16 protein-coding genes are annotated in these 24006 nt (G+C 65.6%); 3 read left to right on the forward strand and 13 right to left on the reverse strand.

The features are described 5' to 3' along the window. Positions 1–2: 2 nt before the first annotated feature. From ACFJI2_RS22755 to tssF, 5 genes are read right to left on the reverse strand one after another with little or no spacing between them, the layout of a single operon-like run. Positions 3–1940 (reverse strand): phospholipase D-like domain-containing protein, encoded by a 1938-nt coding sequence (locus ACFJI2_RS22755; RefSeq protein WP_377702024.1) that lies wholly within the window; start codon positions 1938–1940, stop codon positions 3–5. Continuing rightward, the gene (locus ACFJI2_RS22760) at positions 1937–2995 is read right to left on the reverse strand and encodes a DUF2345 domain-containing protein (RefSeq protein WP_377702025.1); all 1059 of its coding nucleotides are present in this window, start codon (positions 2993–2995) and stop codon (positions 1937–1939) included. Before ACFJI2_RS22760 ends, ACFJI2_RS22755 begins: the two co-directional genes overlap by 4 nt. Then, positions 2967–4751 (reverse strand): type VI secretion system Vgr family protein, encoded by a 1785-nt coding sequence (locus ACFJI2_RS22765; protein ID WP_377702026.1) that lies wholly within the window; start codon positions 4749–4751, stop codon positions 2967–2969. Before ACFJI2_RS22765 ends, ACFJI2_RS22760 begins: the two co-directional genes overlap by 29 nt. A gap of 14 nt (positions 4752–4765) precedes the next feature. After that, on the reverse strand, positions 4766–5782 hold the full coding sequence (gene tssG / locus ACFJI2_RS22770) for a type VI secretion system baseplate subunit TssG (RefSeq protein WP_377702028.1): 1017 nt from the start codon (positions 5780–5782) through the stop codon (positions 4766–4768). After that, entirely contained in the window at positions 5746–7563 is a 1818-nt protein-coding gene (tssF, locus tag ACFJI2_RS22775; RefSeq protein WP_377702029.1) for a type VI secretion system baseplate subunit TssF, read from the reverse strand. The genes tssG and tssF overlap by 37 nt, the downstream gene beginning before the upstream one ends. Before the next feature lie 126 nt (positions 7564–7689). Here tssF and tssK point away from each other — a divergent pair, with 126 nt between their 5' ends. Then, positions 7690–9036 carry a type VI secretion system baseplate subunit TssK gene (gene tssK / locus ACFJI2_RS22780; protein WP_377702030.1) on the forward strand — a complete coding sequence of 449 codons (1347 nt, stop codon included), beginning with the start codon at positions 7690–7692 and terminating at the stop codon, positions 9034–9036. Here the strand turns inward: tssK and kdpE are convergent. From kdpE to ACFJI2_RS22820, 8 genes are all read right to left on the reverse strand, one after another. Beyond that, positions 9033–9755, reverse strand: a complete 723-nt coding sequence (gene kdpE, locus ACFJI2_RS22785; RefSeq protein ID WP_377702031.1) for a two-component system response regulator KdpE — start codon at positions 9753–9755, stop codon at positions 9033–9035. The genes tssK and kdpE overlap by 4 nt on opposite strands. After that, positions 9752–12562 (reverse strand): DUF4118 domain-containing protein, encoded by a 2811-nt coding sequence (locus tag ACFJI2_RS22790; RefSeq protein WP_377702032.1) that lies wholly within the window; start codon positions 12560–12562, stop codon positions 9752–9754. Before ACFJI2_RS22790 ends, kdpE begins: the two co-directional genes overlap by 4 nt. Positions 12563–12610: 48 nt before the next feature. After that, the gene (kdpC, locus tag ACFJI2_RS22795) at positions 12611–13195 is read right to left on the reverse strand and encodes a potassium-transporting ATPase subunit KdpC (protein ID WP_377702033.1); all 585 of its coding nucleotides are present in this window, start codon (positions 13193–13195) and stop codon (positions 12611–12613) included. Between the two features lie 13 nt (positions 13196–13208). Further along, positions 13209–15323 carry a potassium-transporting ATPase subunit KdpB gene (kdpB, locus tag ACFJI2_RS22800; RefSeq protein WP_377702034.1) on the reverse strand — a complete coding sequence of 705 codons (2115 nt, stop codon included), beginning with the start codon at positions 15321–15323 and terminating at the stop codon, positions 13209–13211. Between the two features lie 12 nt (positions 15324–15335). Next, positions 15336–17153: a potassium-transporting ATPase subunit KdpA gene (gene kdpA / locus ACFJI2_RS22805; RefSeq protein WP_377705886.1), complete on the reverse strand. Its 1818-nt coding sequence runs from the start codon at positions 17151–17153 to the stop codon at positions 15336–15338. Beyond that, the gene (kdpF, locus tag ACFJI2_RS22810) at positions 17153–17242 is read right to left on the reverse strand and encodes a K(+)-transporting ATPase subunit F (RefSeq protein ID WP_377702035.1); all 90 of its coding nucleotides are present in this window, start codon (positions 17240–17242) and stop codon (positions 17153–17155) included. The genes kdpA and kdpF overlap by 1 nt, the downstream gene beginning before the upstream one ends. 246 nt (positions 17243–17488) lie before the next feature. After that, positions 17489–18259 carry a TorF family putative porin gene (locus ACFJI2_RS22815; protein WP_377702036.1) on the reverse strand — a complete coding sequence of 257 codons (771 nt, stop codon included), beginning with the start codon at positions 18257–18259 and terminating at the stop codon, positions 17489–17491. A gap of 97 nt (positions 18260–18356) precedes the next feature. After that, positions 18357–19220, reverse strand: coding sequence for a response regulator (locus ACFJI2_RS22820; protein WP_377702037.1), 864 nt, complete (start codon positions 19218–19220; stop codon positions 18357–18359). A gap of 266 nt (positions 19221–19486) precedes the next feature. Between ACFJI2_RS22820 and ACFJI2_RS22825 the strand changes: the two genes are divergently transcribed. Together ACFJI2_RS22825 and parC are read left to right on the forward strand one after the other, a co-directional pair. Further along, positions 19487–21484, forward strand: coding sequence for a DNA topoisomerase IV subunit B (locus ACFJI2_RS22825; protein ID WP_377702038.1), 1998 nt, complete (start codon positions 19487–19489; stop codon positions 21482–21484). A 20-nt stretch (positions 21485–21504) separates the two neighbouring features. Beyond that, positions 21505–23997: a DNA topoisomerase IV subunit A gene (parC, locus tag ACFJI2_RS22830; protein WP_377702039.1), complete on the forward strand. Its 2493-nt coding sequence runs from the start codon at positions 21505–21507 to the stop codon at positions 23995–23997. Positions 23998–24006 lie beyond the last annotated feature (9 nt).

Genomic DNA, 24006 nt, shown 5'->3' on the forward strand with positions numbered 1-24006 from the left:
GGCTATACCACCGGATCGCCGGGCTTACGGGCAACATGAAACCTCATCAATTGACCTTTTAACGATCGACCGCGCGACCTATTGCTTGCGTTTTCGTTCATTGCGTTCTGCCACGCACCAAAAGCGCCATCCATGTCAAGAAATTGCATCGGTCCGGGCTGTCCCCAGCATTGACAAAATAGGTCGCAGCGGAGCTTGTACGCGACGTCCATGGCGTCACTCAGCACATTGAGTTCGCTATCCAAGGCCATACTGCGCAGATTGAGATTCGCGGAGCCGATAGTGAAGGCTGCATCGTCGACTATCGCCACTTTGGAGTGGATGTAGACTTCTTCGTAGTCGGTCGCGCTGAGTACCCCGACTTTGGGCAGCGCAGCACACGTCCAGAGCGATCCCATGACGACATTGATGCCAGACTCAGCCAAGTCCTCGGGGGTGGCTGGCTTCGACGCTTTACCGTGTTTCGCCTTTTCCAATGCATCGTTATGCTCATGAGTCATGGTTTCGCTCTGCCCGAGATGTTTGGCCACGTCATAAGTCGGCAAACCCATCCCGTCACTCTCAGGCGTCGAAGTCAGAATGAACACATAGATCGGCTTCATAAAGCCGCCATCACGGAGGCGCTGCACGCATTCCTTCAGGTGCTGAGTCCACGGCTCGTACTGGATGTATTGGTTTTGAATGAAAATATAGTGCTGAATCTGCCGCGTCATATTGGCGTAGCATTCCTTGATCGATTTCTCGCCATGCAGTGGCTGCGTGCGCAGCAGTTGGGCGCTGTGCAGGCCGCGCTCAAGTTTGAATGCGGATGCTGGCAGCGCGTTGCGCTGCGCAATGAATTCGGGCGGGGGAGCAACTGCGTTCAACGTAGCTTTTAACCCCTTTGACGCCAGCCGGACTGCAGACGGTATCCATGGATCCAGCTGCTCTTTGAGCAGCGTCTTGGGCCGCTCCGACTCCAGCCAAGCTTGGCAGAAATTGTGGTTCAAGTCCCATAGCACCGGCCCCCGCACCCGGCACGACACATCTTGGTATGGCTTTGCAATCCAACTATCCCTGTCCAGGTAGGCCTGGACGGCACTTTGCTTCTTATTAATTTCGTCCTGGGTAGGTTGGTATCCCGGCGCGGCGGGGACGAATACCTGTCCCTGTTTCCAGGCCTTAGATGGATCACTTTTATGAAAGCGCTCGCGGCGTGGATCGCGGAACAGGTGCTGCTCGGTGTCCCAGAAATCAGTGACAAAATTGTGTCCCATCACATAGCCCGCAGCTATAGAGGGCTCCTGGTAATCGATCAGGATCATCTTCTGATGGTGGCTTGCATAAAGCTTCGTGGCAGTCGCCATTACGCCACAAGGCGCAGTCTCACCGGAGAGAGATTGTTTCAGCAGACTTGCCGGCACGTTTCTGATCCGGAACTCGATATTCGATAGCTCACCCGCACAGGCCTTATCGAACCACTCGGCGTTGTAGAACTGGTGATCCTCGCTGTAATAGCCGCTGCGCGAACAGCCTATCGCGGGAAACTGCAAGCCGTAGTAGCCGGGCAGATTCTTCATCAATAACTGCGCCACGACGTCGTCGTGCCAGATCACTATTCGCACCTTCACCGGATGATCCTTGCGGCTGGCAACCTCGCGCAACAGGTCGCCCGCGCGTTGCCCGGCCTGGGCGGCAGCCCCGCGTATCAGCACCATGCCTGGATCGAATCCCCAACTGATGATGTCGACGCAGTGCTTCGCATTGCGGATATCGTGACTCAGCCTGCCGAACAGCTTCTCGCCGCAAATTACAGGCTCCAGTTCGCAGCCATGGCGCGGCGAATAAACCTTCTCCGGCGTGCGCACCCACCATGGCAAGGACAAAGACTGGTAGGGTCCCAGGTGGCGGTTGTAGCCAAGCTTCTGATCGTACAGCTTGGCATTGGCATTCAAGCTCATGATTGCTCCTTTGTGCTGTAGCGAGTGGCCGGATTGGCGAGCAGCCGCTCGTGTTCCAGAGCGGATGCCTGCCCGCCGATGGTGCCGCCCGGATTCTCATACCCGTGAAACCCGATGCCCGCATTGACTTCGTGACGCTCGGTGTGGTCGTCCGGATCTATTGTGTAGCGCTGACCATTTGACAGCTCAAGCTGATAAGTAGCCTGCTTTTCAAGGTCATGCTGAAACACCAGCGCGCCCTCTTCATCGAGGTTGCCTTGCTCGACCAAGGCTTCGTCTTTGAACAGTCTGTAGGGCTGACCGGCCCCTGCAAATCCCCCGGCACTGGGATGACTGGCCAAGTTAAGTGCCCCTTGACCGTCCAGTTTTCCCAACCGAGGCATCGCAAACTCCACCTTGGAATTCTTGGGACCGGGCAGGCTGTGTTTGGCCGCATGCGCCACGTAACTGCCGTTTGTGCCGTGCTCTATTCCATCTGCCGTGAATTTGGCGTAGCTGCCGCCGCCATTGATCACCACCTCTTCCTTGGCAGTTATCGTGATCCGGTCGGCCGCATGCGTGATCTCGAGCTTGGCCAGCAGCCTGATGCTATCGGATAGTGCTTGCAGGTCGATATCGCCTGCCGCTGCGACCATGCGCATGCCAGCCTTGTGAGCAAACAGCCGCAATGCCCTCCGCGCGCAGGCAAAAATCCCGCCACCGCTGGAGAGCGACAAGCTTTGGCCGCTCGTGACTGCCGCATGCCGTTCGCTGGCCCAGTGCAAACTGCCGCCGCTCGACACCTCAATGCCGACCGGACTGGCAAGCATAAGGTGGGGAGCCGACAGGTCATCCGGTCCCGCCCTGCCCCCCTTGCCTTTAATCTCTTCGCATTGTGTCTCGATCGCCTTGACCACATCCGCCTGCTGCATTTGCACATCGGGCGTATCGTGCGGCTGGGACAATGCCGCCCCATCGCCGTGACGGCGATGCGCCGCACTTAGCGTATGCAAGGCTTCATCCATGCTCGTGATGTGAGACCGCGCTTCACGCCGGGATTCTGTGGTTACAAGCATCCCCTTCGCAGCCCGCAGCACGCCATGCCCGTCCGTGCGCAACTCGAAGCGCGCCGCGCTTGTCCTGCCGCCCAGCCGTGTCGTCCACGCGCACGATGTGACCCAGCGACAGCTGACTACTGAGATGGTCGCTGCGCAGCTGCGCCTGGAGCTGGCCGGTGGTGTCGTCCAGCAGCAGGTGGTTGCTGCGCTGGCCGCCTTTCAGTTCGCGGCTGCGCCAGCCCGTCAGGGCGCGCTGCGAGGGCAGCTTCCACGGGGGCTGGTGGTCGGCGTTGTAGGCGGCGCCGAGGATGATGGGGTGATCCATATTCCCTTCCACGAACTGCACCACCACTTCCTGCCCCACGCGCGGTAGCGCGATTTGGCCCAGATTGGCTCCCGCCATCGGCATCATCACCCGCGTCCATGGGGTGCCGCCGGCATCGTACTGGCCGATGCGATCCCAGTGGAACTGGACCTTCACGCGGCCGTAGCCGTCGGTGTGGATGTCGTCTCCCGGCGGACCGACGACGAGCGCCGTTTGCACGCCGGAGAACAGGCAAGGCTCGCTGTTGTAATAGCGGCCCGGGCGCCAGCGCCGGTCCTGGCGCACGCATACGAAACTGTTTTCGTAGTGTGAGGCGGCGTTGCGCCCTGCGTGGTAGTTGTTGCTGGCCGTGTGCAGCACGGACAGGATCAAGTAGTCGCGCTCTCCGATGGAGGCGCGGCGGGGTTCGCCCGGTGCCGACGGCCTGGACTCGGCGCTGAAATGGCCGTCCAGCTTGAAGCTGCGGCCCGGCTGCGCGGCGCGGTCGTTGCCGCTGGCTTCGAAATACTGGGTGCGATGGTCGCGCTCGTCCATTCTTTGCTGCGCCAGGCGCTCGCCGTCGGCGCTATCGGGCCAGGCGTGGGCACCGGCGTTCTCGTACAGCTCGCAGGCCGGCACGTCTCCTTGCTCGTTGCGCGAGTAGCCGCTGGCACGCTGCGGCTGGGGATTCCTGTAGTCGAAGCTGGCCAGCGTCAGGTGGGTGGAACCGATGCGCCGCGCGGCCTGCCATTGATGGATGCTGTCGTCTTCGCTGGACCCGGCCTCGCTGCGGAAGGGCATGGCGTCGGGCGCAGCCGCGCCGGCGCGCGGGTCGATGGCATCGGCCACGGTGCTGTCATCGCTGAGGCACAGCGTGTGGCCGTCGGCGCGGTGTTCGTACCAGTAGTACAGGCCGAGCGCCTCCCAACGGCGGTGCAGATGGTTGTAATCGCTCTCGTTGTACTGGTGGGCGCAGCGCAGTTCGGGGTCGCTGCCGTACAGGCGCACTGTCCAGTCGCGCTGCAGATAGTGCTGCAGCGTGAGTTCGGTCAGTTCCTGCACAGTGCGGCCGTAGAAAGCGGCGCAGTTCTTGCGCAGCCGCGCGAAGGCCAGCCACGGCGCCAGCACCATGTGGTAGCGGGCGAATCCGCCGTCCGTACCGGCAAACCGGAATTCCGCCACGTAGCCGTTGAAGTAGCGCAGCGAGCCGTCGTTGCGCACCAGGGAAATGGTGACCATCTTGCCCATCATGGCTTTGAGGGGGATGCGCGCGTCGTCCGACAGTGCTTCCACGTCGAAGCGGAAGTCCCGCGAGATTTCTTCGCGCGCAGTGAGCGTGTTGACGAGCAGGATTGTATGCTGCGGACCGTCGCCGCGCGGGAAGTCCATGCGCAGCAGGCGCGCGTCCTGGCTGTCAGCGCCAAGCGCGGACAGGGTGTTCAACGCATCGAGCGCTGCATCGGCATTCATTTCGCATCTCCCGGTCAGATCTGAAGCAGGTAACGGACTTCGGGCTGCGCTACCCGGCCGTTGCGGTCGGGCAGGAAGCAGTCCCAGCCCAGGCGCCGCCGCATGGCGGGCGGGCCAAGTACGATGGGCTGGATGCACGGCGCGCTGAGGATCAGGCATACCTCGTAGCGTAGATTCGGCGCGCCCAGCATGGCGAGCATCCGCGCCATCGCTGCCGCGCAGGCGCCCCGTGGGAGGAAGCGCTCCAGCGCAGACTTGTCGAGCGGGCCGATGGTAAGCGCGGCCTGCCGGTCCCGGCGCCACTGACGCACACCCAGCACGGCGCCGTAGCCCAACGTCGGCCGCGTGCGGCCCAGTGTGCTGCGGCGCTCGGCGGGCAGATAGTCCCAGCTGCCGGCGAATTGCCCAATCTGCACCGGCACGCCGAAATGCTCCGCCAGCACGCGGGCCATGTTCAATGCAGAGACGGGCCGGGTCCGCAGGTGCTCTGCGTAATAGGCCGCAGTGTGGCGCTCGGCGCCGCGCGCCATGCGGTCGGCGCCGCTGAGGGCGAGCAGCAGCGGCAGCTGGGCATCGCTGCCTTGCAGGTCCAGCGCGGATTCAAGCCGGTATTTGCCCCAGGCCTGGCAGAACAGCGCCACCATGCGGTTGGCGAACATGTCCAGGAAGGCCTGTGCCGCGTCCGCATCCTCGCCGGGAGGCAGCGCGGCGATGCGCTGCGTGTCGTGCAGCGGCAGGGTGCCACAGCCGCCCAGCAAGCCGATGAAAGCGGGAACCAAGTGTATGCGGCGCGGCAGATCGCTCTCATCGTCCGCTTCGATCCGCAGTGACAAAATCTCACTGGCCGGAAAGGCCAGCGACAGGCTGCTGCCGAACCGCAGTACGCCGGCATAGGCCTGCTCCGGCGAGATGCCCCGTTGGCGCAGCCAGCGCAGTAGCAGGCGCATGGCCTGACTCCACTGGTAGCGGTGGGGCTCGCTGGCCAGGCCGTCGATCAGGTCAGGCTGGCGTAGCCGCTGCGCGGTTTGCATCGCACGAGCTCCTTTCCTGATTTATGCGACAGCGCCACCAGCTCGACGAAGCTGTTGACCGGGGCGTACATGCTCAGGAAATGGTCGATCACCTGAACGAACAGATGGATGCCGCCGCCGACGAATGCATCCTCGTCCAGCGTCATGCGTACTTCCGTGCCATGCGCCAGCGATGCGCCGCGCGGATGGCGCAGCCATGCCGTGGCGGGATCGCTTCTCAGCCCAGTGATGCCGGCGATCTGGCGCTGCGAAGTGGCGCTCTGCTGCAGGTCGTACAGGGCCAGCATTTCGCGGAACGCGGGCAGGCCTTCGCCGGTCAGGCTGTGGTGGTTCAGCGCCAGGTGGGAGATCAGCCGCCATTGCAGCCCGGCCCCGAAGCCGAAGCGCAATGGCGGCGCCGGACGCAGCGCGAAGCTCAATTTGATGCCGCCGGCGCCGCCAGCTATCGACAGCGCCGCGCCGAGGGGGCTGTCGCGCAGTTTCAGGGGCAGATCGCGGTTGGTGCAGGTCAGCTGCAGCGACAGCGTATCCTTTGCCAACGCCAACGGCGCCAGGTCGGCGTCGACCAGCGACAGCCTCTTTTCATAGCCCGGGCTGCAGGCGGCCAGCGTTTCGTCGTGCCGCAGCACCCAGTAGTGTCCCTGCTGCGCGCCGTCCTCGCCGTGGCGCATGGAATAGAACGGGCGGAACTCGATGGCGGTCCCACTCTTGCCGGACTGGCGCATCAGCTTCACGGAGTCGATGGAATAGACTTCATACGCCGACGCATGATGCGCATTGGCCAGCACCGGATAGTCGGTGCTGCGCTGCGTAACGGTGATGGGCTCCCCCGGGCGGGAAAACAGGTTCACCACAGGCGTGCAGCCCAGCTGCATGTTGGCGGCCGACAGGCTGTGCAGCATGCGCGCCGCCTGCGAATCCGGGCGGATGCCGGCCAAGATGAAGTGCAGCGTGAAGCGCCCGCAGCTTGCCGGCAGAGGCGGCTGGACCGCAGCGAGGTCCAGCGCGAAGAAGTTGAATTTTTCCGGGAAGGCGAAATATTCGGTGAGCAGGCGATAAGCTGGCTGAGAGCGCGAGCCAAATGGTATCAGCGCGTCCTCCTCCTCGAAGCCAACCGCCGCCAGCGGAACGCCCGGCAGGGCGACCCATACTCCCTCTTCCGTCTCCACGCAGGCGCTGACCGAGTGCATGAACAATGCGTCGCGCAACGCGGCGCAGAGCGACGGCTCTCCGTCCATGAACACCCGTAGCGGCCCCGGTGCAGGCAAGCCGCCCGTCCCCTCAAAGGTGATGCGGATGGCTGCATTGGCTTCGGGCGGCAGGCGCAGCTCGGCCGGCGCGCCATGCAGCGCGCTGAAACCTGCCCCGGTCAATCGCAGCGGCCCCACGGCAATGTCATACGCCGAACGGAATTTGCAGCGCACGCCTTGCACGGCAACCGACTCCATCTCCGTACCTCGCGGGATGCGTTGCCAGTCCGCGCCGTGCTCGGCCGGCGCGGCACGCACCACTGCACAGGAAGGAAATGGCCGCAAATAGTGGGGAAACAGCATTTCAAGCAGCGATTCCGTGAACTGCGGGTAGTCGTCGTCCAGCCGCTTGGACACCCGCGCCGCCAGCAACGCCACCGACTGCACCAAGCGCTCGACCTGTGGGTCGTCGCTACCTCCGCGCCCCATGCCCAGTTGCGCCGCCACCTTGGGAAAGCGCTCGGCAAACTCGCGGCCGTAGTGCCGCAGCAGCACCAACTCGCGTTCGTAGTAGGGCAGAAGCTCTTCCATGTTCGCCTTTCTCCATCGCAGGAGCGCCTATTATTGATGGCGAAATGCGAACGGGCCTTGAGCGCCGTCAATGACTGCGGCGGCCAACGCGGCATGCTCCGGTAATCGTTTGCGAAGGGGCGCACTATGAGCTTGCCGTTGAAAGTACTCTGGTCGGAGGGCCTCACGCTGGGGCCGCAGCAGCTGCAGCAGCTGGACCGCTATCACGAGGGGCGGCTGCATCGCACCGCAGCGGCCTTGCAGCCCAACCTGTGGGGCATCCAGTCCATCCGCTGGAACGGCGACGCGCTGCGCAACAACCTGCTGCAGGCGGAAAGCATGTCGCTGATCTTCCCGGACGGCGAAATCTACGACGCGCCCGGCGCAGAGGCGTTGCCGGCACCGGTGGACCTGGGCAAGCTGCCGGGCGACGTGCAGGCGTTCACCTTCCACGCCGCCCTTCCGGCCTTGCAGGCGCATGGCGGCAACCTGTCCACGGCGGGCCAGCGCGAGGCGCGCTATGCCAGGGTTGAGAAGGAGACGCAGGACCTGTTCAGCGGCGCGGTCGAAATCGACGTGGCTTACCTCGGCAAGACGGTGCGCCTGCTGTCGGACCAGGATACGCGCAATGCCTTCATCAGCTTGCCCGTGATACGCTTGCGCCGCCTGGCCGCGGGCGGCTTCGAAGAGGACCGTGACTTCCTGCCGCCCTGCGTCTCCATCGCTTCCGACTACCTGCAGCGCCTGCTCGACAGCCTGCTGGCCAAACTGCAGGCCAAGATCGCCGCGCTGCAACTGCGCCATCGCCAGCCGTCCCGCGATATCCTGGAATTCCACAGCGGCGACATATCCTCGTACTGGATGCTCAATACGCTCAGTACCGCCGGTGCTGGGCTGGTGCATGCGGCACGCCACGGCCAGCACCACCCTGAGCACCTGTTCGACCGCCTGACCGCGCTGGCCGGCGGCCTGATGACGTTCTCCGGCAAATACACGTTGAGCGACTTGCCCCACTACCAGCATGCCGACGCAGTGCCGGCGTTCGCCAGGCTGGACGCCATCATCCGCGATCTGGCTGATACCGTGCTGTCGTCGCGCTATTTCCCGATACCGTTGGCGCAGGATGCGCAAAAAGGCACGCACTACCGGGCACGCCTGGACGTGGCGCAGGTCGACAGGTCCACCACGCTGGGCCTGGCCGTCAGTGCGGATATGCCGCCGCTGGAACTGGTCGCCGCCGTGCCGCTGCGCTTCAAGGTGGGCAGCCCGGACGACGTGGAACGCATCATCGCCATGGCGCTGCCCGGCGTGGAACTGGTGCACATGGCGCAGGTGCCGCAGGACGTGCCGGTACGGCCCAATACTTACTACTTCCTGGTCGATGGCAAAGTCAGCCTGTATCAATCCATGCTATCGGCCCAGGCGCTGACTGTGTACGCCCCTTCCGGCATGGCGTCGCTCAAGCTAGAGTTGTTTGCGCTGAAGGGAAACTAGGGCAGTTGCAGCCGGTAGCCCACCGCCGTTTCAGTCAGCAGGTATTTCGGCTGGGCCGGGTCGTCCTCGAGCTTGTGGCGCAAATGGCCCATGTAGATGCGCAGGTAGTGGCCGTTTTCGCTTTGCGACGGTCCCCACACGGCACGCAGCAGCTGCGGGTTGCTCATCACGCGGCCGGCGTTCGCCACCAGCACGGACAGCAGCCTGTACTCGGTCGGCGTCAGGTGCACGCCTTCGCCGCCCTTGGTGACGCGGCGGTTCTGCAAGTCCACCTCCACCGCGCCGAAGCGCACGATGCCGGCCGTGTCGGCCTGCGGCTGCCGCTGCCGGCGCAGGGTGGCGCGCACGCGGGCCAGTAGTTCGCCCACGCCGAATGGCTTGGTCAGGTAATCGTCCGCGCCGGCGTCCAGCGCCTTGATCTTGTCCGCTTCGTTCACGCGAGCGGACAGCACAATCACCGGCACCGTGGACCATTTGCGCAAATCGTTCAGGAACGTCACGCCGTCGCCGTCCGGCAGGCCGAGGTCGAGCACCACCAGGTCCGGCTTGCGGGTGCCAGCGTCGATCAGCCCGCGCTGCATGGTGGGGCATTCATGCACATGCCATCCCTCCTCTTCCAGCGCGGCGCGCACGAAGCGGCGGATCTGCGGTTCGTCTTCCACCAGCAGGGCGACGGGCGAGGTTTCGCCCGTTTTGTCTGTCGATTGCGTCGTCATCATTCCATCAATTCCTTGGGCGGCTCGGGCGGGGTGCCGAGCGGCAGCGCCATGACGAAGGCGGCGCCGCCCAGCGGCGATGCGGCGGCGTTGATGCTGCCGCCGTGCGCTTCGACGATGGCGCGGCAAATCGCCAGCCCCAGGCCTACGCCCGGCTTGGCCGATTCGCGTTCGCCGCGCGTGAATTTCTCAAACACGGCTTCTTCGCGGCCATGCGGCAGGCCCGGTCCGTCATCGTACACCATCACATGCATCCAGGCGCCGTGCAGCGCGGCGCTCACCACGATGCGCGAACCGGCCGGCGTGTACTTGGCTGCGTTCTCCAGCAGGTTGCACAGCACGCGCTCGATCAGCACGGCGTCGTAGCGCAGCAGCGGCAAATCATGCGGCAGCTGCGTGCTGACGGCGTGCTGCGCAAGCTGCGGCGCACTGACGCGCAGGGCGCTGCCAACGACCTCCTCGAGCGGCTGCCACTCCAGATTGAACTTCACTTCGCCGCTCTGGATGCGCGCCATGTCCAGCAGATTGGACACCAGGGTACTCATGCGCAGCGACTCGGCGTGCAGCGACCGCGCCAGCTCCAACTGCGGCGGCGCCAGATCGGGCTTCGAGCCGGCCAGCGATTCGGACAAGCCGACCAGCAACGTGAGCGGCGTGCGCAAGTCGTGCGACAGGGCCGCCAGCAACGAATTGCGCAGGCGCTCGGACTCCATGCTCACCAGCGCGTCCTGTGCCACTTCGATGTAGTGCACGCGTTCCAGCGCGATGGCGGCCAGCGCGGCGAAGGTGTCGAGCTGCTGCCGCTGTTCGGGGATCAGCATCCAGCGGCGGTTCTCGGGCTCGATGGCCAGCACGCCGCGCGTGCGCATCGGCGCCACTAGCGGCAGGTAGAAGATGCGGCTGGCCGGCAGCGTGTCCGTGCCCAGGCCGGCGCTTTCGGCGCGGTCGTAGGCCCATTGGGCAATGCCGAGGTCCAGCACGGAGAGGTAGCCTGCGCCCGCCCCTGCTTGCGGCGCGGGCGGCTGCAGGCGGCCGTCTTCGTCCGGCAGCAGCAGGATGGCCTTGGCGCGGAAGGCGGCTTGCACGGCGCTGCGTGTGCTGTCGAAAATCTGCTCCGTTTGCAGCGCGCCGGACAGCTCGCGGGCGAACTCGTACAGCGCGCGCGCCCGCGCTTCGCGGTGCGAGGCCACGCGGGCCTGGAAACGCAGGCCGGCGGTCAGGTGGCCGGTGATGAGGCCCACCGCCAGCATCACGCCGAAGGTGATCAGGTATTGGAAGTCGGACACGGCGAAGCTGAAGCGCGGCGACACGAAGAAGAAGTCGAAGCACAGCACGCTGACGCAGGTGGCCAGCACCGACGGGCCGCGTCCAAGACGCACCGCCACCAGCACCACCACCAGCAGGAACAGCATGGCGATGTTGGCCAGGTCCACGTAGGGCAGCAGCGGCGCGGTGACCAGCGCGGTGGCGATGCTCGCTGCGGCAGCGGCCAGAAAGTGAATCCCGCGCCGCTTGCCCTGGGCGCCGGCGGCATCGGCATCGGCGCGCTCCCCCGTCGCGGGACGCGCAGCCGCCGCTTCGGCCTGCTGATTGAAAGGATTGACCAGCGTGCGGCCAAACGGCGACAGGCCGGCCAAGCCGCCCGCCTCCACCGCCGGCGCGCCCTCGCGGCTGGGCGTGCCGATTTCGATCAGGTCCACATCCGGCGCCAGGCGGGCCATGCGCTTGATGTGGGGGGCGCGCCAATTCCACGCCGGATGGGCGCGCCCCAGCGTGATCTTCGACAGGTTGTGGCTGCGCGCATAGTCCAGCGCCGTGGCCGCGATGTCGGCGCCCGCCAGCACGGCGGTGCTGGCGCCGAGCTGTTGCGCCAGCTTGAGCGTCTTCAGGATGCGCTCGCGCTCCGCCTCCGGCAGGCGCTGCAGCGCCGGCGTTTCTATGTAGACCGCGTGCCATTCGGTGCCCAGCTGCCCGGCCAGGCGCGCTGCGCTGCGCACCACGTGCTCGCAGCCGGGACGCGGCCCGACGCAGCACAGCAGCGAGGCGCCGGTCTTCCAGATGGCGTCAATGGATTTCTCGACGCGGTAGGCGCGCACGTCGTCTTCCACGCGGTCGGCCGTGCGGCGCAGCGCCAGCTCACGCAGGGCGATCAGGTTCCCCTTGCGGAAGAAGTTCTTTGAGGCGCGCTCGGCCTGCTGTTCCTGGTACACGCGGCCGCTCTTCAGGCGCGCCAGCAGTTCATCGGCCGGGATATCGACCAGCACCACCTCGTCGGCCTGGTCGAACACCGTATCCGGCACGGTTTCGTTGACGCGGATGCCGGTGATGCCGCCCACCACGTCGTTCAGGCTGTCCAGGTGCTGCACGTTGACGGTGGTAAGCACGTCGATGCCGGCGTCCAGCAACTCTTCCACGTCCTGCCAGCGCTTGGGGTGGCGCGAGCCGGGCGCGTTGGAATGCGCCAGCTCGTCGATCAGGATCAGGGCGGGGCGGCGCGCCAGCGCCGCATCCAGGTCGAATTCCTTCAGCACCTTGCCCCGGTAGGCCACCTCCTTCAGCGGCAATACATCCAGCCCGTCCAGCAGGACTGCGGTCTCGCTGCGGCCGTGCGTCTCGACCACGCCAACCAGCACGGACTGCCCCGCCGCCGTCAGCTTGCGGGCGGCCGACAGCATGGCGTAGGTCTTGCCGACGCCGGCCGAGGCGCCGAAGTAGATGCGCAACCGCCCGCGCGCAGCCTTGCGCTCCTGCGCCTGCACCTGCGCCAGCAACACATCCGGGTCGGGCCGTTGACTATCCATTGCAACCATAGTGTGATGTCGAAATAAATGGAGACAGCGTAACCGCCAAGCCACGCCTCAGCGAGTATGCGCGGTTTTACCATCCAGCGCCAGATTCAGCGCCAGCACGTTCACGCGCGGCTCGCCGAAAAAGCCGAACACCCGGCCGCGCATCTCGCGCTCTATCAGCACGCGCACATGCTCCGCGTCGAGACCGCGCGCGGCCGCGATGCGGCGTACCTGATACTGGGCGGCGGCCACGCTGATCTCGGGATCGAGCCCGCTGGCCGAAGCGGTCACCAGGTCCACCGGCACCGGCGCCGGATTGCCCGGGTCGGCGGCCTTGAGCGCGTCGATCCGGGCTTTCACCGCATCGGTCAGCGCCGGGTTCAGCGGCCCCAGGTTGGAGCCGCCGGAGCCGGCCGCGTTGTTGGCCATCGGCGCGGTGGCCGAAGGGCGGCCCCAGAAGTAGCGCGGCGATGTGAATGCCTGGCCGATCAGCTCCGAGCCGACCGCCTTGCCGCTCACTTCAACGATGCTGCCTGCGGCCTGCGCCGGGAAGGCAGCGCTGCCAATGCCGGTGACGGCCATCGGATACAGCACGCCGCAAATCAGGGTCAATGCGCCGAAGATCACCAGCGCGGGACGAAGATGGGAAGTCATGATGGTTTCCTGGTTAAACGAGGTTGAAAGCGGCCAGCAGCATGTCGATCAGCTTGATGCCGATGAAAGGCAGGATGATGCCGCCCAGGCCGTACACCAGCAGATTGCGGCGCAGCAGCGCGGTGGCGCCGATGGCGCGGTAGCGCACGCCCTTCAGCGCCAGCGGAATCAGCGCGATGATGATGAGGGCATTGAAGATCACCGCCGACATGATGGCCGACGACGGACTGGCCAGGTGCATGATGTCCAGCGCCTTGAGCTGCGGATAAGTGCCGACGAAGGCCGCCGGGATGATGGCGAAATACTTGGCGATGTCGTTCGAGATCGAAAAGGTGGTCAGCGAGCCGCGCGTCATCAGCATCTGCTTGCCGATCTCCACGATCTCCAGCAGCTTGGTGGGGTTGGAATCCAGGTCCACCATATTGCCCGCTTCCTTGGCCGCCTGGGTGCCCGAGTTCATGGCCACTGCCACGTCGGCCTGCGCCAGCGCGGGGGCGTCGTTGGTGCCGTCGCCGGTCATGGCGACCAGGCGGCCTTCGGCCTGGTGGCTGCGGATCAGTTTCAGCTTATCCTCCGGCGTGGCTTCGGCCAGGAAGTCGTCCACGCCCGCCTCGGCGGCGATGGCGGCGGCGGTCAGCTTGTTGTCGCCGGTGATCATCACGGTCTTGATGCCCATGCGGCGCAGCTCGGCGAAGCGCTCCTTGATGCCGCCCTTGACGATGTCCTTCAGTTCCACCACGCCCATCACGCGGCCGGCATCGGCCACCACCAGCGGCGTGCTGCCCCGGCGCGACACGTCATCCACAGCGCGCGCCACCTCGGCCGGATAGGGAAGGCCCAGCGATTCCACATATTTTTTCACCGAATCGGCCGCGCCTTTGCGCACCTCACGGGGAAGACCCGTGCCCTGCAGGTCCACGCCGCTCATGCGGGTCTGCGCAGTGAAGGGCACGAACTCGGCATGCAGCGACGCCATGTCGCGCTCGCGGATATTGAACTTCTGCTTGGCCAGCACCACGATGCTGCGGCCTTCCGGCGTTTCGTCTGCCAGCGAAGCCAGTTGCGCCACGTCGGCCAGCTGCTGCTCCGTCACGCCGGGCGCGGGCACGAAGGCCGAGGCCTGGCGGTTGCCCAGCGTGATGGTGCCGGTCTTGTCCAGCATCAGCACGTCCACGTCGCCGGCCGCTTCCACCGCACGGCCGGATGTGGCGATGACATTGGCCTGCATCATGCGGCTCATGCCGGCCACGCCGATGGCCGACAGCAGGCCGCCAATGGTGGTGGGGATCAGGCACACCAGCAGCGCGATCAGCACGGTGATGGTGACCGGGGTTCCGCTACCGGCCGCCGCCACGGAAAACAGCGAGAATGGCAGCAGCGTCACCGTCACCACCAGGAAGACGATGGTGAGCGCCACCAGCAGGATGGTCAGCGCAATCTCGTTCGGCGTTTTCTTGCGCTTGGCGCCTTCCACCATGGCGATCATGCGGTCCAGGAAGGTCTCGCCGGGGTTGGTGGTCACCTTCACCACCAGCCAGTCCGACAGCACCCGGGTGCCGCCGGTGACGGCCGAGAAGTCGCCGCCGGATTCGCGGATCACCGGCGCCGACTCGCCGGTGATGGCGCTTTCGTCCACCGACGCCACGCCTTCAATCACTTCACCGTCGATGGGAATGACATCGCCCGCCTCCACCAGGATGAAGTTCCCCTTGCGCAGGTCCGGGCCGTCGCACGGCAGCCAGCTGGTGCCGTGGCGCGGCGACGCCAGCTTCTTGGCCACCACGCTTTTCTTCAGGCTGCGCAGCGAAGCCGCCTGCGCCTTGCTGCGGCCTTCGGCCATGGCTTCGGCCAGGTTGGCGAACAGCACGGTGAACCACAGCCACACGGCGATGGCGGTCACGAAGCCTGCGCTGGCGCCATCGCTGGATTTTCCCAGCGCCGCCTGCAGCGCCAGCAGCGTGGTGATGATGCTGCCGGCGTAGACCACGAACATGACGGGGCTGCGCAGCTGGGTGCGCGGGTGCAGCTTGCGGAACGCGTCCGCAATGGCGGGCACCAGCAGTTCCGAGTCAAACAATTGGAGGCGCTTGGGCGGCGCAATGCCAGCCAGTGCGTTTGTTTGCGACATGATGACTTCCTCTTATTTGGTCAGTTGCAGATGTTCGACGACGGGGCCGAGCGCCAGCGCCGGAACGTAATTGAGTACGCCCACCAGCGCCACCACGCCCACCAGCAAGCCGATGAACATGGCGCCGTGGGTCGGCATGGTGCCGGCGTTGGCCTGCAGGCGCTGCTTGCCGGCCAGCGAACCGGCGATGGCCAGGATGGGCACGATCACGGCGAAGCGGCCGAACCACATGGCGATGGCCAGCATGACGTTGTAGAACGGCGTGTTGGCAGACAGGCCGGCAAACGCGCTGCCATTGTTGTTGGCGGCCGAGCTGAAGGCGTACAGGATTTCCGAGAAGCCGTGCGCGCCGGGGTTGGCAATGCCGGCGCGGCCCGCGTCCGTCATCACGGCGATGGCCGTACCGCACAGGACCAGGATCGGCGTCACAAGGATGGCCAGGGAGGTCATCTTCATCTCGTAGGCCTGGATCTTCTTGCCCAGGTATTCCGGTGTGCGGCCTATCATCAGGCCGGCGATGAACACGGCCATGATGGCGAACACCAGCATGCCGTACAGGCCGGAGCCCACGCCGCCGAAGATCACTTCGCCGAACTGGATCAGCAGCATGGGGACCGTGCCTCCGATCGGCGTGAAGGAGTCGTGCATGGCGTTCACGGCGCCGCAGGACGCGGCCGTGGTCACCGCCGCGAACAGGGCCGAGGCACTGACGCCGAAGCGGGTCTCCTTGCCTTCCATATTGCCACCCGACTGCAGCGCGCTCATGGCCTGGTCCACGCCCAGCGCCTGCAGCGCAGGGTGGGCCTGCTGCTCGGCCACCAGCACCACGGCGGTGGTGGCGACAAACAGCAAGGTCATCGCGCCCAGCACGGCCCAGCCCTGGCGGCGGTCGCCGACCATGCGGCCGAAGGCGAAGCACAAGCCGGCCGGAATGAGGAAGATGGCCAGCATCTGCGCGAAGTTGCTCAGCGCGGTCGGGTTCTCGTACGGGTGGGCCGAGTTGGCGTTGAAGAAGCCGCCGCCGTTCGTGCCCAGCATCTTGATCGCCTCCTGCGAGGCGACAGGCCCCATGGCGATGGTCTGCGTGGCAACGCTCATGGCCTCGGCCATCGGCTGGCCATGCGCGTCCGGCACGGGCTGGCCTTCGGCGCCGGTTTTCGGCACGCTGTAGCTGACCTGGTCCAGCAGCGCTACTTCCTTGTAGGCAGAGAAGTTCTGGATCACGCCCTGCCCCAGCAGGAACACGGACAGCAGCAGCGACAGCGGCAGCAGCACGTACAGCGTGGAGCGCGTGACATCGACCCAGAAATTGCCGATGGAGTTGGCCGCGCGCGCGCTGAAGCCGCGTATCAACGCGTACGCCACGGCCATGCCGGTGGCGGCCGAGAAGAAGTTCTGGCAGGTCAGCGCCAGCATCTGGACCAGGTAGCTCATGGTCTGCTCGCCGCTGTAGCCCTGCCAGTTGGTGTTGGCGACGAAGCTCACGGCCGTGTTGAAGGACGAATCCGGGCTGACGTTGGCCAGTCCCTGCGGGTTGAGCGGCAGCCAGGCTTGCACGCGCTGCAGGCCATAGGTGAACAGCGCACCTATGCCGTTAAAGATCAGCAGCGCGGCGGCATAGCTTTTCCAGCCCTGGCCGCGCGCTTCGGCCTTGAGCGGCACGCCGGCCGCGCGGTATAGCAGCTGCTCCACGCGCAGCAGCCAGCCCAGGCCCGGCACAGCGCCGCCCGCGCCATCGCCGACGCGGGCCAGCACAATGCCGAGCGGCCAGGCCAGCGCCAGCAGCACGGCCAGGAACACTGCCAGCAGCATGAACGATTGCATGGTCATCACAGGTCCTCCGCTTTCAGCAGCGCCACCACCAGGTAGACCAGCAGGCCGGCCGAAGCCACGGCACCGAGCACATACAAGCTGTTCATTTGCGCTCTCCCAGCGCAGCGCAGCCGGCGGCCAAGCCGCCGCACGCAAGCAGAAAAGCGACCATTGCGCCAATAAACACGACATCCATTTTGTAACCCCCGCAGGTCTTGTTTTGATACTTCCAGCTTATCGAGCGACATCTAAAAGCGGTGTAAAGACTGCCGGGGTGGGTGTAAACGCGGTGTAAAAATCGGCAGCGACAATGGACAGATTCGGCGCGCATGCGAGCCTTGGAGGGATGAGCCTCAGAATACCTTGCTGACGGTTAGCACCAGGGCGGTCTTGCCCAGGAACTTGCCGTTGGCGGGCGACGCGTAGGCGGCCTTGCCGGCGTTGGTGCCGACCACGGCGAACGCGCCGGCGACCACGCCGAAGTCCCTGGTGGCGCCGATTTTCCAGTCCGTGTAGTCGGCCTGGCTGGCGTTTCTCACCTTCTGGCGACCGGCGTGCAGGTTGACGGTGACACCGCCGCCGGCCTCGATATTTGCGCCTGCGTCCAGATAGCCGCTGTTCTTGCTGTCCACGAAGCCGAACAGATTGGTCACCGCGTGCGCGTACTTGACGTAGGCCGGGCCGCAGCCCACCTGGCCGTAGATTTCGGTGCTGTCGGCATTGGCGAAGCCGGCCACGTTTTTCAGTCCATTGGCCGGATAGGCGTAGGTCAGCACACCCACGTCGTAGGACACGCCGGCGCCCAGCTGGCCGCGCCTGCCCGCGTACAGGTCCAGCTCCACGGCGCCGTCGCCGCCCGCGTCCCTGGTCCACTTGATGGTGGAACCCCAGGCGCCTGCATAGAAACCGCTCGGCTTGTGCACGTAATCGACGCCGCCTTGCAGCGCGGGCTTCAGCCGGGATTGCGAGATGCCGCGATAGCGGTAGTCCGACGCGGCGGCCGCGTTGAAGCTGGTTTCGTCGTCCGGCGCTTGTTCGTCGGCGCAGGCGCCGGCGGAGAGAACCGCCAGCATGGCGCAGGCGAGGCTGCGGCGTGCGATGGGATTGCTGAAGATGCTGGTCATATCGTCCTTGGGGTAGTTGCGATATGAAGCAGCGTATCGGCCGGACCGTAAAAACGGCCTAAAAAGGCAAGCGGCCAGCGTAAAGGCTCGGTATAGATCAGGCCAGGCGCATCAGTTTCTTGAGCACGGCGCGCAGCGTGGCGTCGGAGACGGGCTTGTCAAGAAGACCGGCGGCGCCGGCGGCGCGCGCGCGGGCGCTGTCGTAGGGGTAGTCGCGCGACACCATGAACACCACGTCCGGCAAGCGCTCACCTTCCCTGCTGCCGCCCTGCGCGCGCAGCACGGCGCACAGCGCGTGGGGGTCGATCTCCGGCAGCGATGTGTTGATCAGCACAACCGCCACCGGCGCCAGCATCTGCGGCGCGTCGGCGCAGGCGGCCAGCGCGGATGGCTCGTCGGACGCCCACAGGGTCGGGACATCCCACGGCTTGAGCAGTTTGGCGATGTGCTGGCTGAACAGCGCGTTGCGGTCCACCACCAGCACGGCGCCGCGCCGGTCCCGGCCCGCGCTGCGCTGGGCGGCGTATTCGGCCGGGTCGGTCAGGTCCAGGTCCAGCCGTTCGCGCGTGCGGCGCTCGGCGGGCGGCGGCAGGCCGCTGCCGGCCAGCCGGGCCAGCGCGTCCGCGCGGCGCTCCACCAGCCGTTCCAGCTCGGCGTGCAGGCTGGCGTCGTCGCAGGGCAGCGGCAGGGATGGATAGGCCGGCGCCAGGCCCGATGGGGGCGCGCCGAGCAGCAGCGCCGGACGCACGTCGCCGGGGCTGAGCGCCGCCAGCGCGGCCAGCGCCTTCAAGTCGGCGCCGTTGACGAGCAACAGGTCCGGCTCTTGCAAACTGTCGCCCGACAGGCAAAAATACGCCGGCCCGCCCGGGGGCGCGCGGCCTAGCGCCGCCGCCAGGGCGTCGGCCTGCGCCCGGGGGAAGCCGATCAGGCGCACTGCGAACGGAAAGGTGTCTGCATTCATAGGGACGCGGCGTGCTTCAACGTGGTAAAACGTGGCGATTTTTGCAGCGCTTTTCCCCATTTAACCACAACTGCCCGCCATTTCCAGCGCCTTGTTTCCCGCCGTTGCCGCCGGTTGCGGATAGAATGCGCAAGCAAGCGCGCCTGCCGGCGTTGCGCAGAAAGCACTTCCTGAACGAAATAACTGTATATAATCACAGCATTTTGCATCGCATTGCACCTGAGCTGCCGCACCAATAAGAACCGCACAACCTAGCTTGATCACGTATGGCCACTAAAAAACCAGTTTCCGACTACAGCGAATCATCCATCCGCGTCCTCAAGGGCCTGGAGCCCGTCAAGCAGCGTCCGGGCATGTACACCCGCACGGAGAACCCGCTGCACATCATCCAGGAGGTGATCGACAATGCCTCCGACGAGGCGTTGGGCGGCCATTGCAAGAATATTATCGTCACGCAGAATGCGGACGGCAGCATCACCGTGGAGGACGACGGCCGCGGCATCCCGGTCGGCCTGCACCCGGAAGAAAACGTGCCGACGGTGGAAATCGTCTTCACCCGCCTGCACGCGGGCGGCAAGTTCGACAAGGGCTCGGGCGGCGCGTACGCGTTCTCGGGCGGCCTGCACGGCGTGGGCGTGTCGGTCACCAACGCGCTGTCCAAGCGCCTTGAGATCTCCGTCTGGCGCAAGGACGACAAGGGCAACGGCTACCACCACCTGGTGTTCGAGCACGGCGAAGTGGTGGAACCGCTGACCTCCATGCCGGCGCCCAAGGACGGCAAGAAGTCCGGTACCCGCGTGACCGCCTGGCCGGACGCGAAGTACTTCGACTCCTCGCTGATCTCGCAGGTTGAGCTGCAGCGCCTGCTGCGCTCCAAGGCCGTGCTGCTGCCGGGCGTGACCGTCACGCTGAACAACGCCAAGACCGGCGACTCGCAGACCTGGAAATACGACGAAGGCCTGCGCGGCTACCTGACCGAAGCGCTGGCCCAGGCTTCCGACGGCGAAACCCTGATCCCGCTGTTCGAAGGCGCCCAGTTCGCCGGCCCGGACGCGGAAGGCTTCGCCGAGGGCGAAGGCGCGGCCTGGGTGGTGGCGTGGACCGAAACCGGCGCCGTGGTGCGCGAATCCTACGTCAACCTGATTCCCACGCCGAACGGCGGCACCCACGAATCGGGCCTGCGCGACGGCCTGTTTGGCGCCGTGAAGAACTTCGCCGAGATGCACTCGCTGCTGCCGAAAGGCGTGAAGCTGCTGCCGGAAGACGTGTTCGCGCGCGTTTCCTTCGTGCTGTCGGCGAAAGTGCTGGACCCGCAGTTCCAGGGCCAGATCAAGGAGCGCCTGAACTCGCGCGACGCGGTGCGCCTGGTATCGACCTTCGCCAAGCCGCCGCTGGAGCTGTGGCTGAACCAGCACATCGACTACGGCAAGAAGCTGGCCGAGCTGGTGATCAAGCAGGCCCAGTCGCGCCTGCGCTCGCTGCAGAAAGTGGAAAAGAAAAAATCCTCCGGCGTGGCCGTGTTGCCGGGCAAGCTGACCGACTGCGAGTCCACCGACGTGACCCGCACCGAGATCTTCCTGGTCGAGGGCGACTCGGCGGGCGGCTCGGCCAAGATGGGCCGCGACAAGGAATTCCAGGCCATCCTGCCGCTGCGCGGCAAGGTGCTCAACTCCTGGGAAACCGACAAGGACCGCCTGTTCGCCAACAATGAGATCCACGACATCTCGGTGGCCATCGGCGTGGACCCGCACAGCAACGGCGACTCGCCCGACCTGTCCGGCCTGCGCTACGGCAAAATCTGCATCCTCTCCGATGCGGACGTGGACGGCTCCCACATCCAGGTGCTGCTGCTCACGCTGTTCTTCCGCCACTTCCCGGCGCTGATCCAGAAGGGCCACATCTGCATCGCCCGTCCGCCGCTGTACCGCGTGGACGCGCCGGCGCGCGGCAAGAAGCCGATCCAGAAGCTGTACGCGCTGGACGACGGCGAGCTGGTGGCCATCGAGGACAAGCTGCGCAAGGACGGCCTGAAGGACGGCAGCTGGTCCATTTCCCGCTTCAAGGGCCTGGGCGAGATGAACGCCGAGCAGCTGTGGGAAACCACCATGAATCCGGACACGCGCCGCCTGCTGCCGGTGAAGGTCGGCCGCCCCGGCCACAACACCTCCTCCGCGCGCTTCAACATGCTGATGGGTAAAGGCGAAGCCGCCGCCCGCCGCGCATGGATCGAGGAACACGGCAACGAAGTCGAAGCCGACATTTAATACAGCACACGTTATCTGATATGACTCATCAAGCAAATCTCTTTGACGAACCGGCGCAGGAAGAAGCGGCCGGTACAGAAAAAACCGGCCCCGGCGTCAATCCGGTGGCCGAGACGGTCGACGAACTGCAGCCGCTGGACAACGCGCTGGACGACCTCGCGGCCGATGCCGAAGAAGGCGGCGGCGATGGCGGTGGCGGCGGCGGCGACGGTAGAGACGGCGGCGATGACGGCGGCGATGATGGCGACGGCGGCGAAACGCTGGTGCTGTCTACCTTCGCCGAGCGCGCCTACCTGGACTACGCCATTTCGGTGGTCAAGGGCCGCGCCCTGCCGGACGTGTGCGACGGCCAGAAGCCGGTGCAGCGCCGCATCCTGTACTCGATGAATGAACTGGGCCTGGGCCACACCGCCAAGCCGCGCAAGTCCGCCACGGTGGTGGGCGACGTGCTGGGTAAGCTGCACCCGCACGGCGACCAGTCGGTGTACGACGCGCTGGTGCGCATGGCGCAGGACTTCTCGCTGCGCTACCCGCTGATCGACGGCCAGGGCAACTTCGGCTCGCGCGACGGCGACGGCGCCGCCGCGATGCGGTACACCGAAGCCCGTTTGACGCCGATCTCGCGCCTGCTGCTCGACGAAATCGACCAGGACACGGTGGACTTCCAGCCCAACTACGACGGCTCGTCCGAAGAACCGAGCCTGCTGCCGGCGCGCCTGCCGATGGTGCTGCTGAACGGCGCCTCCGGCATTGCCGTGGGCCTGGCCACCGAAATCCCGTCGCACAACCTGACCGAAGTGGCGCAGGCTGCCGTGGCCATGATCCGCAATCCGAAGATCAGCCATGACGAGCTGATGGCGCTGATCCCCGGCCCGGACTTCCCGGGCGGCGGCCAGATCATCACTCCTGCGGCGCAGATCCGCGACATGTACGCCGCCGGCCGCGGCTCCATGAAGGTGCGCGCGCGCTGGAAGATCGAAGAGCTGGCGCGCGGCCAGTGGCAGGCGGTGGTCACCGAACTGCCGCCGGGCACCTCCTCGCAGAAGGTGCTGGAAGAGATCGAAGAGCTGACCAACCCCAAGGTCAAGATGGGCAAGAAGGCGCTGTCGCCGGACCAGCTGGCGCTCAAGCAGCTGATCCTCGGCTCGCTCGACACCATCCGCGACGAATCGGGCCGCGCCGCGCCCGTGCGCCTGGTGTTCGAGCCGAAATCCAAGAACCAGGACCAGACCGAATTCATGCTGATGCTGCTGGCGCATACCTCGCTGGAGTCGTCCGCCTCGATCAACCTGGTGATGATAGGCAGCGACGGCCGCCCGCGCCAGAAGGGCATCGGCGACATCATCAGCGAGTGGATCGGCTTCCGTTTCGAAACCGTCACCCGCCGCACGCAGTTCCGCCTGAAGAAAGTGGACGACCGCATCCACATCCTGGAAGGCCGCGAAACCATCCTGCTCAACATCGATGAAGTGATCCACATCATCCGCAATTCGGACGACCCGAAGGCGGCGCTGATCGAGCGCTTCAAGCTGTCCGACCGCCAGGCCGAGGACATCCTGGAAATCCGCCTGCGCCAGCTGGCGCGCCTGGAAGCGATCAAGATCCAGCAGGAACTGGCCGAACTGCGCAAGGAAAAGCAGACCCTGACGGACCTGCTGGAAAACCCGTCCTCGATGAAGCGCATCATCATCAAGGAAATCGAGAGCGACTCGAAAGCCTATGGCGACGCGCGCCGCACGCTGATCGAAGAAGCGCAGAAGGCCGTGGCCGAGCAGAAGGTGGTGGACGAACCGGTCACCGTCATCATCTCGGAAAAAGGCTGGATACGCGCCCGCACCGGCATCGGCCACGACAAGACCCAGTTCACCTTCAAGGTGGGCGACTCGCTGCACGAAGCCTTCGAGTGCCGCACCGTGGACACCCTGCTCGGCTTCGGCGACAACGGCAAGGTGTACTCGGTGCCGGTGGCCGCGCTGCCGAACGCGCGCGGCGACGGCGTGCCGATCACCACGCTGGTGGACCTGTCCGGCGGCGTGCGCATCAAGCACTACTTCGCCGGCCCGGCCGCCACCCAGCTGCTGCTGTCCTCCAGCGCGGGCTTCGGCTTCATCGCCAAGGCCGGCGACATGGTCAGCCGCCTGAAGGGCGGCAAGTCCTTCATCACCCTGGACGAAGGCGACCTGCCGCTGCCGCCGTCGGTGGTGGCGGACGACGCCAGCGCCGTGGCCGCGCTGTCCGAGAAGGGCCGCCTGCTGGTGTTCGGCATGAGCGAAATGAAAACGCTCACCAACGGCGGACGCGGCGTGATCCTGATGGAACTCGATCCGAAGGAAACGCTGCTGTCGGCCGCCGCCATCAGCCAGAAAGGCGTGATCGTGCACGGCACCATGGCGGCCAAGCCGCGCGAGCTGGAAATGTCCGGCAATGTGCTGGCGCCGCACTTCGGCAAGCGCGCCCGCAAGGGCAAGGAGCTGGTGCAGCGTATCAAAGCATCCACGCTGGCGCCGAAGTAAGGCAATCCC

Origin of the sequence: Pseudoduganella sp. UC29_71 (assembly GCF_042693265.1) — a bacterium.
GTDB lineage: Bacteria > Pseudomonadota > Gammaproteobacteria > Burkholderiales > Burkholderiaceae_D > Rugamonas.

What these genes read in the sequence shown, in the direction of transcription:
- ACFJI2_RS22755 (WP_377702024.1), bottom strand. Translation starts at nt 1,940, where the DNA reads ATGAGCTTGAATGCCAATGCCAAGCTGTACGATCAGAAGCTTGGCTAC.
- ACFJI2_RS22760 (WP_377702025.1), bottom strand. Translation starts at nt 2,995, where the DNA reads ATGCTTGTAACCACAGAATCCCGGCGTGAAGCGCGGTCTCACATCACG.
- ACFJI2_RS22765 (WP_377702026.1), bottom strand. Translation starts at nt 4,751, where the DNA reads ATGAATGCCGATGCAGCGCTCGATGCGTTGAACACCCTGTCCGCGCTT.
- tssG (WP_377702028.1), bottom strand. Translation starts at nt 5,782, where the DNA reads ATGCAAACCGCGCAGCGGCTACGCCAGCCTGACCTGATCGACGGCCTG.
- tssF (WP_377702029.1), bottom strand. Translation starts at nt 7,563, where the DNA reads ATGGAAGAGCTTCTGCCCTACTACGAACGCGAGTTGGTGCTGCTGCGG.
- tssK (WP_377702030.1), top strand. Translation starts at nt 7,690, where the DNA reads ATGAGCTTGCCGTTGAAAGTACTCTGGTCGGAGGGCCTCACGCTGGGG.
- kdpE (WP_377702031.1), bottom strand. Translation starts at nt 9,755, where the DNA reads ATGATGACGACGCAATCGACAGACAAAACGGGCGAAACCTCGCCCGTC.
- ACFJI2_RS22790 (WP_377702032.1), bottom strand. Translation starts at nt 12,562, where the DNA reads ATGGTTGCAATGGATAGTCAACGGCCCGACCCGGATGTGTTGCTGGCG.
- kdpC (WP_377702033.1), bottom strand. Translation starts at nt 13,195, where the DNA reads ATGACTTCCCATCTTCGTCCCGCGCTGGTGATCTTCGGCGCATTGACC.
- kdpB (WP_377702034.1), bottom strand. Translation starts at nt 15,323, where the DNA reads ATGTCGCAAACAAACGCACTGGCTGGCATTGCGCCGCCCAAGCGCCTC.
- kdpA (WP_377705886.1), bottom strand. Translation starts at nt 17,153, where the DNA reads ATGACCATGCAATCGTTCATGCTGCTGGCAGTGTTCCTGGCCGTGCTG.
- kdpF (WP_377702035.1), bottom strand. Translation starts at nt 17,242, where the DNA reads ATGAACAGCTTGTATGTGCTCGGTGCCGTGGCTTCGGCCGGCCTGCTG.
- ACFJI2_RS22815 (WP_377702036.1), bottom strand. Translation starts at nt 18,259, where the DNA reads ATGACCAGCATCTTCAGCAATCCCATCGCACGCCGCAGCCTCGCCTGC.
- ACFJI2_RS22820 (WP_377702037.1), bottom strand. Translation starts at nt 19,220, where the DNA reads ATGAATGCAGACACCTTTCCGTTCGCAGTGCGCCTGATCGGCTTCCCC.
- ACFJI2_RS22825 (WP_377702038.1), top strand. Translation starts at nt 19,487, where the DNA reads ATGGCCACTAAAAAACCAGTTTCCGACTACAGCGAATCATCCATCCGC.
- parC (WP_377702039.1), top strand. Translation starts at nt 21,505, where the DNA reads ATGACTCATCAAGCAAATCTCTTTGACGAACCGGCGCAGGAAGAAGCG.